Annotated in this window: 12 protein-coding genes; 4 read left to right on the top strand and 8 right to left on the bottom strand. The window is 70.2% G+C overall.

Going from position 1 to position 14,326, the window contains the following annotated elements; all coding sequences use genetic code 11:
* Positions 1-151 precede the first annotated feature (151 nt).
* From pta to pyk, 3 genes are all read left to right on the top strand, one after another.
* Positions 152-2,227: a phosphate acetyltransferase gene (gene pta / locus AB0D93_RS15435; RefSeq protein ID WP_362119079.1), complete on the top strand. Its 2,076-nt coding sequence runs from the start codon at positions 152-154 to the stop codon at positions 2,225-2,227.
* 23 nt (positions 2,228-2,250) lie between these two features.
* Positions 2,251-3,459 (top strand): acetate kinase, encoded by a 1,209-nt coding sequence (locus tag AB0D93_RS15430; protein ID WP_362119076.1) that lies wholly within the window; start codon positions 2,251-2,253, stop codon positions 3,457-3,459.
* A gap of 84 nt (positions 3,460-3,543) precedes the next feature.
* The gene (pyk, locus tag AB0D93_RS15425) at positions 3,544-4,971 is read left to right on the top strand and encodes a pyruvate kinase (protein WP_362119073.1); all 1,428 of its coding nucleotides are present in this window, start codon (positions 3,544-3,546) and stop codon (positions 4,969-4,971) included.
* Between the two features lie 97 nt (positions 4,972-5,068).
* Here pyk and AB0D93_RS15420 read toward each other — a convergent pair whose 3' ends face one another.
* From AB0D93_RS15420 to AB0D93_RS15405, 4 genes are all read right to left on the bottom strand, one after another.
* Positions 5,069-6,454 (bottom strand): hypothetical protein, encoded by a 1,386-nt coding sequence (locus AB0D93_RS15420; protein ID WP_362119070.1) that lies wholly within the window; start codon positions 6,452-6,454, stop codon positions 5,069-5,071.
* Positions 6,444-6,998 (bottom strand): DUF6114 domain-containing protein, encoded by a 555-nt coding sequence (locus AB0D93_RS15415; protein WP_362119067.1) that lies wholly within the window; start codon positions 6,996-6,998, stop codon positions 6,444-6,446. The genes AB0D93_RS15420 and AB0D93_RS15415 overlap by 11 nt, the downstream gene beginning before the upstream one ends.
* A gap of 117 nt (positions 6,999-7,115) precedes the next feature.
* Positions 7,116-7,754 carry a DUF6230 family protein gene (locus AB0D93_RS15410; RefSeq protein WP_362119064.1) on the bottom strand — a complete coding sequence of 213 codons (639 nt, stop codon included), beginning with the start codon at positions 7,752-7,754 and terminating at the stop codon, positions 7,116-7,118.
* 624 nt (positions 7,755-8,378) lie between these two features.
* Positions 8,379-9,347 carry a tetratricopeptide repeat protein gene (locus AB0D93_RS15405; RefSeq protein WP_362119061.1) on the bottom strand — a complete coding sequence of 323 codons (969 nt, stop codon included), beginning with the start codon at positions 9,345-9,347 and terminating at the stop codon, positions 8,379-8,381.
* Between the two features lie 211 nt (positions 9,348-9,558).
* Between AB0D93_RS15405 and AB0D93_RS15400 the strand changes: the two genes are divergently transcribed.
* Positions 9,559-10,185 carry a TetR/AcrR family transcriptional regulator gene (locus AB0D93_RS15400; RefSeq protein ID WP_362119058.1) on the top strand — a complete coding sequence of 209 codons (627 nt, stop codon included), beginning with the start codon at positions 9,559-9,561 and terminating at the stop codon, positions 10,183-10,185.
* 163 nt (positions 10,186-10,348) lie between these two features.
* Here AB0D93_RS15400 and AB0D93_RS15395 read toward each other — a convergent pair whose 3' ends face one another.
* From AB0D93_RS15395 to AB0D93_RS15380, 4 genes are all read right to left on the bottom strand, one after another.
* Positions 10,349-12,049, bottom strand: a complete 1,701-nt coding sequence (locus AB0D93_RS15395; protein ID WP_362119055.1) for a methylmalonyl-CoA mutase family protein — start codon at positions 12,047-12,049, stop codon at positions 10,349-10,351.
* Positions 12,050-12,127: 78 nt separating this feature from the next.
* Positions 12,128-12,466, bottom strand: a complete 339-nt coding sequence (locus AB0D93_RS15390) for a DUF3817 domain-containing protein (RefSeq protein WP_362119052.1) — start codon at positions 12,464-12,466, stop codon at positions 12,128-12,130.
* 43 nt (positions 12,467-12,509) lie between these two features.
* Entirely contained in the window at positions 12,510-13,019 is a 510-nt protein-coding gene (locus AB0D93_RS15385; protein WP_362119049.1) for a MarR family transcriptional regulator, read from the bottom strand.
* An 11-nt stretch (positions 13,020-13,030) separates the two neighbouring features.
* The gene (locus AB0D93_RS15380; protein WP_362119046.1) at positions 13,031-14,269 is read right to left on the bottom strand and encodes an MFS transporter; all 1,239 of its coding nucleotides are present in this window, start codon (positions 14,267-14,269) and stop codon (positions 13,031-13,033) included.
* Positions 14,270-14,326: the final 57 nt, after the last annotated feature.

Here is a 14,326-nt window from a genome sequence, read left to right as displayed (position 1 = left end):
TACCGGTGAGCCGCTATCGATTGTTTCACGTCCTCCGGCGCCATGAGGAACTTGACGGGCGCCTTATCCGGCACCGGGGGTATTGTCAAGAGGGTTCTGCTCACCTCGGTGGGCGATTTTTGTGCGACGGACGAGACGGAAAGGTGCGCACGTGACGCGCAGCGTGTACGTGACGGGGATCGACCGCGGTGACGGCCGCCAGGTCGTGGAGCTGGGGGTCATGGAGCTCCTGACGCGGCAGGTCGACCGGGTGGGCGTGTTCCGTCCGCTCGTGCACGACGGCCCCGACCGGCTGTTCGAGCTGCTGCGGGCGCGGTACCGCCTCGCGCAGGACCCGGCGACCGTCTACGGCATGGACTACCACGAGGCGTCCGCGCTCCAGGCCGAGCAGGGCACCGACGAACTGGTCTCCGCGCTGGTCGACCGCTTCCACCTGGTGGCACGCGACTACGACGTCGTGCTCGTCCTCGGCACCGACTTCGCCGACACCCAGCTGCCCGACGAGCTCTCTCTGAACGCCCGCCTCGCCAACGAGTTCGGCGCCTCCGTGATCCCGGTGGTCGGCGGCCGCAGGCAGACCGCCGAGTCCGTGCTCGCCGAGACGCGCAACGCCTACCGGGCCTACGACGGCCTGGGCTGCGACGTGCTGGCGATGGTCACCAACCGGGTGGGCCGCGAGGACCGCGACGAGATCGCCGAGCGGCTCGCGAACCGGCTGCCGGTGCCCTGCTACGTCGTACCCGACGAACCCGCGCTGTCCGCGCCGACCGTCTCCCAGATCGCCCACGCCCTCGACGCGAAGGTCCTGCTCGGCGACGACTCGGGTCTCGCCCGGGACGCGCTGGACTTCGTCTTCGGCGGCGCCATGCTGCCCAACCTCCTCGGCGCCCTGACCCCCGGCTGCATGGTCGTCACCCCGGGCGACCGCGCCGACCTGGTCGTCGGCTCGCTGGCCGCGCACAGCGCCGGGACCCCGCCGATAGCCGGCGTCCTGCTCACCCTGAACGAGGTGCCGAGCCACGAGATCCTCACCCTCGCCGCCCGCCTCGCCCCGGGCACGCCGGTACTCTCGGTGACCGGCAACAGCTTCCCCACCGCCGAGCGGCTCTTCTCCCTGGAGGGCAAAATGACCGCGGCCACTCCGCGCAAGGCGGAGACCGCGCTCGGTCTGTTCGAGCGGTACGCCGACACCGCCGACCTGGCCCGCCGGGTCTCGGCGCCGAGCAGCGGCCGGGTCACCCCGATGATGTTCGAGCACAAGCTGCTGGAGCAGGCGCGCTCCGACAGGCGCCGGGTCGTGCTGCCGGAGGGCACCGAGGAGCGGGTGCTGCACGCGGCCGAGGTGCTGCTGCGCCGGGGCGTGTGCGACCTGACCCTGCTCGGCCCGGTCGACCTGATCCGCAAGAAGGCCGCCGACCTCGGCATCGACCTCGGCGACACCCAGCTGATCGACCCGGCCACCTCCGAACTGCGCGACACCTTCGCCGAGCAGTACGCGCTGCTGCGCGCCCACAAGGGCGTCACCGTCGAACTGGCCTACGACGTCGTCTCGGACGTCAACTACTTCGGCACCCTGATGGTCCAGGAGGGCCTGGCCGACGGCATGGTGTCCGGCTCGGTGCACTCCACGGCGGCCACCATCCGGCCCGCTTTCGAGATCATCAAGACCCGGCCCGAGTCGTCGATCGTCTCGTCCGTCTTCTTCATGTGCCTGGCCGACAAGGTGCTGGTCTACGGCGACTGCGCGGTCAACCCGGACCCGAACGCCGAGCAGCTCGCCGACATCGCCGTCCAGTCCGCCGGTACGGCGGCGCGGTTCGGCGTGGAGCCGAGGATCGCGATGCTGTCGTACTCCACCGGGACCTCCGGCTCGGGCGCCGACGTCGACAAGGTGCGCGAGGCCACCGAGCTGGCCCGCTCGCGCCGGCCGGACCTGAAGATCGAGGGGCCGATCCAGTACGACGCCGCCGTGGAGCCGTCCGTCGCCGCGACCAAGCTGCCCGGATCGGAGGTCGCCGGGCAGGCCAGCGTGCTGATCTTCCCCGACCTCAACACCGGCAACAACACCTACAAGGCCGTGCAGCGCTCGGCCGGCGCGATCGCCGTCGGACCGGTCCTGCAGGGTCTGCGCAAGCCGGTCAACGACCTGTCCCGGGGCGCGCTCGTCCAGGACATCGTGAACACCGTCGCCATCACGGCGATCCAGGCCCAGACGCCCGCCAACTGAGCACAGAGAGCATCGAAACCACCGTGACCGCGTCCCGTGTCCTCGTCCTCAACTCCGGCTCCTCGTCGGTGAAGTACCAGCTCCTCGACATGCGCGACGAGAGCCGGCTCGCCGTCGGCCTGGTGGAGCGCATCGGCGAGCAGACCTCCCGGTTCCAGCACACCTGCCTCACCACCGGCGACACCCGCGAGCACTCCGGGCCGATCGCCGACCACGACGCCGCGCTCAAGGCGGTCGCCGAGGAGCTGACCCGGGACGGCCTCGGCCTCGACTCGCCGGAACTGGCCGCGATCGGACACCGGGTGGTGCACGGCGGGATGTTCTTCACCGAGCCGACCGTGATCGACGACGCGGTGCTCGCCGAGATCGAGCGGCTGATCCCGGTCGCCCCGCTGCACAACCCGGCCAACCTCACCGGCATCCGCACCGCCCGGGCGCTGCGCCCGGACCTGCCCCAGGTCGCCGTCTTCGACACCGCCTTCCACACGACGATGCCGGAGTCGGCGGCGCGCTACGCGATCGACCCGAAGATCGCCGACCGGCACCGCATCCGCCGCTACGGCTTCCACGGCACCTCGCACGCGTACGTGTCCCGGGAGACGGCACGGCTGCTCGGCAAGGACCCGTCCGAGGTCAACGTGATCGTGCTGCACCTGGGCAACGGCGCCTCGGCGTCGGCGGTGGCGAAGGGCCGGTGCGTGGACACCTCCATGGGGCTGACGCCTTTGGAGGGGCTCGTGATGGGTACGCGCTCCGGTGATCTGGATCCGGCCGTCATCTTCCATTTGGCCCGGGTTGGGGATATGTCCATGGACGAGATCGACACTCTTCTCAACAAGAGGAGCGGTCTGTTCGGTCTGTGCGGGGACAACGACATGCGGGAGATCCGCCGCCGGATCGACGAGGGCGACGAAGAGGCCGCTCTCGCGTTCGACATTTACATTCACCGGCTCAAGAAGTACATCGGCGCCTATTACGCCGTGCTCGGGAACGTGGACGCGGTGGCGTTCACGGCCGGGGTCGGCGAGAACGCGGCGCCCGTACGCGAGGCGGCGATCGCGGGCCTGGAGGGGCTGGGCCTGGCCGTCGACCCGGAGCGGAACGCGGTGCGCTCCGGGGAGCCGCGGATGATCTCGCCGCAGGGCGCCCGGGTGGCGGTGACCGTGGTGCCGACGGATGAAGAACTGGAGATCGCGACCCAGACCTACGCACTGGTCGGAAAGAACAACTGAATAGCACCTGAGCGGTGTGGCACTCATTTGTATCTTCCGCCAGACGGAATATTCCGTAGCGAAACAAACCGATAGGATCGCCCCATGCGCCGTTCGAAAATCGTCTGTACTCTCGGCCCCGCGGTCGACTCCCACGAGATGCTCGTCGCCATGATCGAGGCGGGCATGAATGTGGCCCGGTTCAACTTCAGCCACGGCTCCCACGCCGAGCACCAGGCGCGGTACGACCGCGTCCGCGCCGCGTCCAAGGAGACCGGCCGGGCCATCGGCGTCCTCGCCGACCTGCAGGGCCCGAAGATCCGCCTGGAGACCTTCGCGGAGGGTCCGGTCGAGCTCGAGCGCGGTGACGAGTTCGTCATCACGACCGAGGACGTACCGGGCGACAAGCACATCTGCGGTACGACGTACAAGGGGCTGCCGGGCGACGTCTCGCGCGGCGACCAGGTCCTGATCAACGACGGCAACGTCGAGCTGAAGGTCCTGGACGTCGAGGGCCCGCGGGTGAAGACGATCGTCATCGAGGGCGGCGTCGTCTCCGACCACAAGGGCATCAACCTGCCCGGCGCGGCCGTCAACGTGCCCGCGCTGAGCGAGAAGGACATCGAGGACCTGCGCTTCGCCCTCCGCATGGGCTGCGACCTGGTCGCGCTGTCCTTCGTCCGGGACGCCAAGGACATCCACGACGTGCACCGCGTCATGGACGAGGAGGGCCGCCGGGTCCCGGTCGTCGCCAAGGTGGAGAAGCCGCAGGCGGTGGAGAACATGGAGGACGTCGTGATGGCGTTCGACGGTGTGATGGTCGCGCGTGGCGACCTCGCCGTCGAGTACCCGCTCGAGAAGGTCCCCATGGTGCAGAAGCGCCTGATCGAGCTGTGCCGGCGCAACGCCAAGCCGGTGATCGTGGCGACCCAGATGATGGAGTCGATGATCACCAACTCCCGCCCGACCCGCGCCGAGGCCTCCGACGTGGCCAACGCGATCCTGGACGGCGCGGACGCGGTCATGCTGTCGGCCGAGTCCAGCGTGGGCGCCTACCCGGTCGAGACGGTCAAGACCATGTCGAAGATCGTCACCGCGGCCGAGCAGGAGCTGCTCTCCAAGGGCCTGCAGCCGCTGGTGCCGGGCAAGAAGCCGCGCACGCAGGGTGGCTCGGTCGCGCGTGCCGCGTGCGAGATCGCCGACTTCCTCGGCGGCCGGGGCCTGATCGCCTTCACCCAGTCCGGTGACACCGCGCGCCGGCTCTCCCGCTACCGCGCGAGCCAGCCCATCATCGCCTTCACCACGGACGAGTCCACCCGCAACCAGCTCACCCTCAGCTGGGGCGTGGAGTCGCACATCGTCCCGTTCGTGAACACCACGGACGAGATGGTCGACCTGGTCGACCAGGAGATCGCCAAGCTGAGCCGCTTCGACGCCGGCGACACGGTCATCATCACCGCCGGCTCGCCCCCCGGCGTCCCCGGCACCACCAACATGCTCCGCGTCCACCACCTGGGCGGGCAGGCCAACTGACGAGCCCCACAAGGGCCTTGTACGGCACTGAGGGCGCCCCCTGGAACAGGGGGCGCCCTCAGCTGTGTGCGGCTCCCGAACGGGCTTGCAGGACCGGTCAGTCGGTCGTGTACACGTGCATGCCGGGCACGTGCAGGTTGCCGCCGAACTGCGCCGCCTGGACCACCTTCACGTTGGTGAAGTAGATCAGCGGGAGGTTCAGCGGGGGCGGGCTGTCGGGCGTGAACGTCATCGGGATCAGACCGAAGAGGTTGCCCGAGATGCTCTGGGTGTACATCGTCGTGGAGCCGCCCCGGATGGTGGAGGTCGAGCCCTTGGACGCCTGCACGTGGTAGGTCTTGCCCGAGAGCTTGTCGTTCACCGTCTGGTGCAGGTCGCCGATGTCCGTGCCGTCGGAGATGACGTACTTCAGCACCTTCTTGGTGGTGCCGGAGGCCGTCTTCACCTCGACGATGCCCTGGTAGTCGGCGCCCTTGAGCAGCAGCGAGCTGGCGCTGAGGTACCAGGGGTCGTCCGCCACCGGCACCTTGTTGTCGACGCCGCTCTCGTCGGTCGTGGCCGCGGGACAGTTCCCGGCCGACGCAGCGGAGCTCGCGGACGGGCTCGGCGTGACCGATCCGGCCGCGTCCGTGACCGTCTTGGTGGCGTCCCCGGCCGTCTTGGACACCGTGTCGGTGGTCTTCTTCACCGTGTCCCCGACCGTCTTGGTGGTCTTGGAGACGGTGTCGTTGACCGTGTCGGTGAGCTTGGAACCGGACGACGACGCGTCCGGCTTCGCGGAGTCCGACGTGGACGGCGCGCTCGAGGACGCGCTCGCCGACGGGGTGGCGGACGGCGTCGGACTCGCGGAGGAGGTCCCGGAGTCCTTGCCGATGCCGAGCACGCCGCCGAGCGTGTCGCCGATGGTGTCCAGCAGACCGCCGCTGCTCTTGGACGCCGACGGGCTGGGCGTGGCCGAAGCGCTGCCCGAGTCCGACGACGAACCCGACGAGCCCGAGCCCGAGTCCGAGCCGGAGCCGGACGTCGCGGTCGGCTGGGGCGTGGCCTTGTCACCGGAACCTGAATCCGGCGAAGAGGTCTTGCCCGAGTCGCCGGACGTCGTGTCCTTGGCGTCGGCGCTCGCCGAGGGAGACGGTGTGGCCTTGTCGGCGGACTTGCTCTCCGAGGCGGAGGGCGACGGCGAGGACGAGGGGTCCTTGGAGGAGTCCAGCGCCTTGACGCAGTCCTTGTACTCGTCGGCCGTCAGGCTCTTGGACGTGGTGGACGGGGACGGGCTGCTGCCGTTGCCGGCCGCGAGGGCCAGCGTGGACGTGAAGCCCATGCCCATCAGCACCGCCGTCGGCATCGCCACGGAGGCTATCGCCTTGCCGGCCGGCATGTGGAACCTGGTGAACAGCGGCTTTCTGGGGGCCGCGTGGCGGGCCCCGGTTCTCACCCGGGACCCCTCCACATCGGTCCCGCGGGCCACCTCGTCAGCCGGCACTGTGCCTCCCGTTCGCCCCGTTGGCCGGGCTCGTTCCTGACAGGTCGTTCTCCCCGAACACGTCCGTGCCCTGCTGGGGCAGCTTCGCGGTCTGCGGGGCGTCACCCTCGCCCGGCGCCGCCTCGGCCGGCGGCTGCGGCTGCGGCGACGCGCCCGGCGCCCAGGCCACGGCCATCGCCCCGCCGATGAGGGCGAAGAGGAAGCCCAGGATGAAGCCGCCGAAGTTGGAGACGGGGATGGACACCAGCGCGAGCAGGATCGCGGCGACTCCGGCGAAGACCCGTACGTGCTTCTGGAACCAGAGGCTGATGCCCAGGACGACGAGCAGCACACCGATGATCAGGGATCCGGCTCCCGCGGTGGTCGACATCGCCAGCGTCAGGTGACCGACCTGCAGGTGGGCGTACGGGAAGTACATGATCGGAAAGCCGCCGAGCAAGACGAACAGACCAGCCCAGAACGGACGCGTGCCCCGCCAGGCGCGGAACTGCTGCCTCCGGCGGGTGAACTGGCCGGATGCGACGGCAGGGGTCTCGGCGCTCATGGAAAACAGCTCCCTGGTGCGGTGTTGCTGTGGTGGTGAAGTGTGCCGCGTGTGAAGACGCGGCCGGAGAGGGGACGGGCGGGGGCGCCATCGGCTCCCCCGCCCGTCAGTGAGTGCTTAGTAGCACTCCGCGCCACTCGTCGACAGCGACATGTGCAGCCCGCTCAGCTTGAAGGTACCGGCAGTGGTCGCCCACGCCGTCTGCTTCACGCCGACCAGCGTGGCCGAGTCAGCCTGCTGGGCGAAGCCGTACGGGTTGGCCTGCTCGCTGCCACCCTTCATGCCCGGACCCTTGTCGGCGTCCTTGGCGGCCACACCGATGTCGATGTTGTTGAAGGTCGCGTCGGCGTTGAGGTCGGCGACGTCGATGTAGATCCGGTCGGCCTCGACCTTGTCGTGCCCCGCCCCACCGGCCCGCAGGATCAGGCTGACCTTGCCGAAGATCGGCACGTCGGGCGTGACCACGGACTGGCACAGGTTGGTGATCTCGGCGTGCTGGAACGCCGAGACGGCCACCGGGTGGATCGTCTTCTTGCCGTCCAGCGTGTAGCCGTTGTCGATGGCGCCGTACTGCTCGAAGCCCTTGCCGTCGAGCTCGTCGGCCGTCACCTTGAACGACTGACCGGACACGCTGAACGAAGCGGCGAGAGCGCCCTGCGCGAGGGCGACACCTATACACGCCGTGGCGGCCACGCTGGGCACCATGACCACAGCGAACCGCTTCCATCTGGTCCCGCCACGCACCTGGGACTCCATATTTCCTCCTTCTCGGACGTACATCTCCTGGCCCGGACTCGCCACCAGTCGGCGGCTCAGTCAGGCAGGGATGGGAGAAGTGCTACGTCCTCGGGAAGGAGAGCGCCCGCACTCGGAGGCGCGAACCGCGCCCGAATCACCGGCGATCACCCCCGAGCGACAACCACTGGTCGCGCCTGACACGCATCACGCACAACCTTGCTGGACAGGCTTCGCCGGGTGGGCGAAGACCCCCCTGCCCAAGAGCCGGCGCCACTGCCGCCGGCTCTGCCCGGTGGGGACCCAGAGTCTCCCGTGACCCGACCGGCTGCCGGGGTGCGGGAATGGACCGAGCGTCGCCGATCGTGGTGCATTCTCGGCCCGGGCACAAGGGGGTTCGTTACTGGCTAGTAACGGCCGGATAACCGGAGGACGACCGACCGGTCTCGGAGCGCGACGCTGGGTGGCGATCCTGGGCAGAGCAAAGCCGTTGATCCCTGGACAAAACCAGACAGACCAACGGCTTCGACTTACTCCGAGTAACAGTTCCGCCGATTACCAAGATTTGGTAAAGCGCGGCCACCGTGACGACTCGTCGGCAAACCTTTCACCCCGGCATCACAAGCCGTGGCGTTTAGCGACTGGTCAGAACAAGGCCCGCGCGAGCGCCCTTCGCGCCCCCACCACACGCGGATCGTCGGGCCCCACGACCTCGAACAACTCCAGCAGCCGCAGGCGCACCGTGTCCCGGTCGTCACCGAACGTGCGCTGCACGGTCTCGATCAGCCGGCCGAAGGCGTCCTCCACGTGGCCGCCCACCAGATCCAGGTCGGCGGCGGCGATCTGCGCGTTCACGTCCTTGGGCTTCTCGGCGGCCTCCTGGCGCACCTTCTGCGCATCGAAGCCCTGCACCCGCTGCAGCAACTCGGCCTGCGCGAGGCCCAGCTTGGCCTCGGGGTGGGCCGGGTCGTCGGCCAGCACGTTCTTGTAGGCCTGCACGGCCCCGGGCAGGTCGCCGGCGTCCAGGGCCTCGGCGGCGGCGTTCAGCAGGGCGTCGTACGGGCCCTCCTGGAGCCCTTCGGCCACCTGACCCGGCCGCGCGTCCGGGTCGACGGTCAGGCCGGTGATGCCGAACCGCTGCTCCGCGACCTCCACCAGCTGGTCCAGCGTCTGCCGGATCTGCTGCTCGGCGGCCGCGCCCTGGAACAGCGGCAGCGCCTGGCCCGCGACGACGGCGAACACCGCCGGGATGCCCTGCACCCCGAACTGCTGCATCAGCATCTGGTTGGCGTCGACGTCGATCTTGGCGAGGAGGAAGCGCCCGTCGTACTCGACGGCCAGTCGCTCCAGGACCGGGCTCAGCTGCTTGCAGGGCTGGCACCACTCGGCCCAGAAGTCGATGACGACGGGGACTTCGGCGGACCGCTGCAGGACATCGCGCTCGAAGCCCGCCTCATCGACGTCGATGACGAGATCGGCCGGGGCGACGGCCCCCGTGCCGCCCTGCCGGGCGGCTTCGGCGCGCGTCTGTTCGGCCTTGGCCTTGGCCTCCTGGGCCGCCTTCACCGCGGCGAGGTCGACGACGCCGCTCATGGACATGTTCCGTGGCTGCATGCGTCTATCCTCCCCCGTTACCGCGTCGAAATGAAAAAGCCGGGTGTACGGGCGCCGGGTCCCCACCCGCGCCCCCGTGGTCGCCGCTCGTGTACGTCCGTCACGAGCTTTCGCTACGACTCGTAGCGTAATGCCATGCGGACCCCGCGCGACACCACACCCCGGTGATCTCCCTCACGACCGCACAGTTCCCGCCGGTTATGGTCAGGGGATGCAGAGCCGCACTCCCGCCAGCCGTACCGGGCGCCCGCGCAGCGCCGCCGCGGACGCCGCGATCCTGGCCGCGACCCGGCAGGCGCTGGTGGAACTGGGCTGGTCCAAGCTCACGCTGGGAGACGTGGCGACCCGCGCCGGGGTCGCGAAGACGACGCTGTACCGCCGGTGGGCCGGCAAGAACGAACTGGTCGTGGACGCCGTGGCGGAGCTCTTCGACGAGCTCGAACTCCCCGACCGCGGCAGCCTGGACGCCGACATCGAGGGCGTGGTCCTGCAGTTCGCGGCGATCCTGGCCCGCCCGGAGGCGAAGAGCGGCCTGATGGCCGTGGTCGCCGAGGCCACCCGCGACGACGCCCTGCGCGAGCGGATCCGCGCCTCCATCGTGGAGCGTCAGATGCGGCTGGTTCTGGAGGGCCGCGCGCGGGCCCAGTGCCGCGGCGAGCTCCCCCCGGAACCCGACCCGGAGGAGTCCGCCCGCACGGTGGACCTGATCTTCGACGTGGTGGCGGGTGCGGTGGTCCACCGCACCCTGGTCAGCGGCAAGCCGGCCGACGAGGAGTGGGTGCGCAGCTTCACACGGGTCCTGCTGCTGGGCCTCACGGGCTCGGCGGGCCGAGCGTGATCGCCCGCCGGGACTCCGGGACCCCGCTCCGGTCGGCGCCGGCCGGCCCGTGTCACCCCCGCGGGCCGGCCTGGGCCGGCGCCGACACGGGCCGGCCTCCCCAACGGCAGGCCGGCCGCGCCTGGTAGGTCACGGTCGCCGCACCCCTGTGCGGCCGCCGCGGTCAGAAGCCGGCCGGCTCCGTGTACACCCCCCACTCGTCCCGCAGCACCCCGCAGATCTCGCCCAGCGTGGCCTCGGCGCGGACGGCGTCCAGCATCGGGCCGATCATGTTGGAGCCGTCGCGGGCGGCGGCCAGCATGCCCTCCAGCGCCGTCCGCACCGCGCCGTCGTCCCGTCCGGCCTTGCGCTCGCCGAGCACCCGGACCTGCTCCCGCTCCACCTCGTGGCTGACCCGCAGGATCTCCAGGTCGCCGGTGACCGAGCCGGTGTTGACGTTGACGCCGACGACCTTCTTGTCGCCCTTCTCCAGGGCCTGCTGGTAGCGGAAGGCGGACTCGGCGATCTCGCCGGTGAACCAGCCGTCCTCGATCCCGCGCAGGATCCCGGAGGTGATCGGACCGATCGGGTGCCGTCCGTCCGGATGCGCCCTCAGGCCCCGCTCCTTGATCTGCTCGAAGATCTTCTCCGCGTCCGCCTCGATCCGGTCCGTCAGCTGCTCGATGTACCAGGAACCGCCCAGCGGGTCGGCCACGTTGGCGACCCCGGTCTCCTCCATCAGCACCTGCTGGGTGCGCAGCGCGATCTCCGCGGCCTGCTCACTGGGCAGCGCGAGGGTCTCGTCCAGGGCGTTGGTGTGCAGCGAGTTGGTCCCGCCGAGAACGGCCGCCAGCGCCTCCACGGCCGTACGGACGACGTTGTTGTACGGCTGCTGGGCGGTCAGCGAGACACCGGCGGTCTGCGTGTGGAAGCGCAGCCACTGGGCCTTCTCGCTCTTCGCGCCATACACGTCACGCATCCAACGCGCCCAGATGCGGCGCGCCGCGCGGAACTTGGCGATCTCCTCGAAGAAGTCGACGTGCGCGTCGAAGAAGAAGGACAGCCCGGGCGCGAACACGTCCACGTCCAGGCCGCGGCTGAGCCCGAGTTCTACGTACCCGAAGCCGTCGGCGAGCGTGTACGCCAGCTCCTGCGCGGCCGTCGCGCCCGCTTCACGGATGTGGTAGCCGGAGACCGAGAGCGGCTTGTAGGCCGGGATGCCGGCGCTGGTGTACTCCATCAGGTCGCCGATCAGGCGCAGATGGGGCTCGGGCTGGAAGAGCCACTCCTTCTGCGCGATGTACTCCTTGAATATGTCGGTCTGCAGCGTGCCGTTGAGGACCGACGGGTCCACGCCCTGCCGCTCGGCGGCGACCAGGTACATGCAGAAGACGGGTACGGCGGGACCGCTGATGGTCATGGAGGTGGTCACGTCGCCGAGCGGGATGTCCTTGAACAGGACCTCCATGTCGGCGGCGGAGTCGATGGCGACACCGCAGTGCCCGACCTCGCCGAGCGAGCGGGGATCGTCGGAGTCGCGTCCCATCAGCGTCGGCATGTCGAAGGCGACGGACAGGCCTCCGCCGCCCGCGGCCAGGATCATCTTGTAGCGCTCGTTGGTCTGCTCGGCGTTGCCGAACCCGGCGAACTGCCGGATCGTCCAGGTGCGCCCGCGGTAGCCGGTCGGATGGAGCCCGCGCGTGAAGGGGTACTCCCCCGGCCACCCGATCCGCTCGAATCCCTGGTAGGTGTCGCCCGGTCGGGGCCCGTACACCGGCTCCACGGGATCGCCGGAGAGCGTGGTGAAGTCAGCGTCGCGCTTGCGTGCGGCGTCGTAGCGGGCCTGCCAGCGGCGGCGGCCCTCCTCGATGGCGTGAGCGTCCATACCATCGAATTTACTAGGACGTCCTAGTAAATGTCGATGGCTGACCGCCGCACGCTGTCCGTACGGCGGTGAAGTGCGTTACGCCTTGGCGACGGCGGGGGCCGGGTCGGCGACCTTGGCCTCCAGCTCGCGGCTGATCCTCCGCTCGACGAAGAAGGCGGCCGTGGGAATCGTCCCCGCGAGCAGCACCCACAGCTGCTTGCCGATCGGCATCTTCGTCTTCGAGCCCAGGTCGAAGGCGACGACGAGGTAGACGACGTACAGCCAGCCGTGGGCGATGGCGACGACCTCGGTGACGGCCGCGGCACCGTCGATGTGGAGCCCGTACTTCGCGATCATGCTCAGGCACAGCAGCACCAGCAGGACACCGGTGGTGTAGGCCATGACGCGGTAGCGGGTCAGCACGCTCTTTTTCATGCCATCGAGCGTAACCACCCGTTCCGGGAGATCTTGGCCCGGGTCACTCCTCGTCGAAATCGTGTGCCGCGATGCGCAGCGGACGGAACATCGCGAAGATCTCCGCGCACTCCTCCGCGTCGTACACCCCGAGCCCGAAGTCCATGGCCATCAGGTCGCGGGTGGCCGCGTCGACCACCTCGCGGCCCTTGTCGGTGATGACGGCCAGGGTGCCGCGCCCGTCGTTGGGATTGGGCCGCTTGGCCACCAGCCCCGACTTCACCAGCCGGTCCACGGTGTTCGTGACCGAGGTGGGATGCACCATCAGCCGCTCGCCGATCTTGGACATGGGCAGCTCGCCGGCCTTGGAGAAGGTGAGCAGCACCAGCGCCTCGTACCGCGCGAACGTCAGTCCGTACGGCTTGACCACCGCGTCCACCTCGGCGAGCAGGATCTGCTGCGCCCGCATGATCGAGGTGATCGCGGCCATGGACGGCACGTTTCCCCAGCGCTGCTTCCAGAGCTCGTCCGCACGGGCGATGGGGTCGAAGGGAAGACTGAGTGGCTTCGGCACGGCATCAGACCCTACCGGCCGGTCATATTCCGGGCAGCCCCGTCTCGGCCTTCGGTCGCCCGGGCCGCCACGGCCAGTCCGCAGCAGCACAGCACGCCCACCGCGCCGGCCCCGGCGACGGCCGTGCGCACCCCCGCCGTCTGCGCCGCCACCCCGGCCAGCGCCATGCCGGCACCTTGGACGGTCATCAGCCCGGCGCTCAGCACGGTCATGGCCCGCCCGCGCAGCTCCTCCGGCACGGCCCGCACGAACCACTGGTCCAGGCCCAGGGTGTACGCGGAACCGGCCCCGGACAGCAGCAGGAGCAGCAGGGACGCGCCGAGCCCGGGGCGCAGGGCGTAGCCGAGGTACGGCAGCAGGGTGAGACAGAGCAGGGGCAGCGCGACGCGCTCGCGGGCCACCGGCCCCAGCCGGGCCCCGGCGAACAGCTCCCCGGCCACCGTGCCGACGGGCAGGGCGCACATCAGCAGGCCGAGCCCCGTGGAGCCGCTGCCCAGTTTCGCGGCGTACGGCGCCGCCAGCGCCTCGGGGACGACGGAGAACGCCGCCGGGATCCAGAACACGAGCAGCAGGACGCGCACACGGCGGTCGGCGAACAGCGTGCGCGGGCCCGGCGGGGCGTGCGTGCCGGTGCGCGGGCGGGCGGGGCGGTGCCGGGTGCCGTGGCGCAGCAGCGTGGCGGAGGCGAGGAAGGTGGCGACGGTGATCAGCAGGGCATGGCGCGGGGTGACGGCGGTCAGCAGCAGACCGCCGAGGCCGTAGCCGACGAGCAGGGCGCTCTGGGCGACGATGCGCAGCAGGGAGCGGCCGAGCACGAACAGGTCGCCGTCGCCGAGGACGTCGGCCAGCGTGGCCATGCGGGTGCCGGCGAACACCGGGGAGACGACGGCGAGCGCGCAGCGCAGGGCGAGCAGCAGGCCGATGCCGGTGCCCGGGACGGTCATCAGGGCCACACAGCCCGCGCACACCAGGTCGCAGGTGACGAGCACCCGCCGGGCGGGGAAGCGGTCGGCGGCCGGCGCGAGGAGGGCGCCGCCGACGGCGTACGGCAGAAAGCCCAGCGCGAAGGTGAGCGCGCTCAGCAGGGGCGAGCGGGTGAGGTCGTAGACGAGGACGGACAGCGCGATCTCGCTGACGATCACGCCGAGCATGGACAGCACATGGGCGGCGAAGACGGCCCGGAACTCGGGCACGGCGAGGACGCGGCCGTAGCCGGCGGGTGCCGGGGCCGCCTGAGGTGGTGCGGACATGCCGGGCAGCGTGCCCGGAACCGGACGGGAAGCCGTAGAGTTTCGGCTCCAGCCGAA

The organism is Streptomyces sp. NPDC048191 (genome assembly GCF_040652655.1).
Lineage (GTDB): Bacteria > Actinomycetota > Actinomycetes > Streptomycetales > Streptomycetaceae > Streptomyces.
This window is presented reverse-complemented; position numbering and strand designations above follow the sequence as displayed.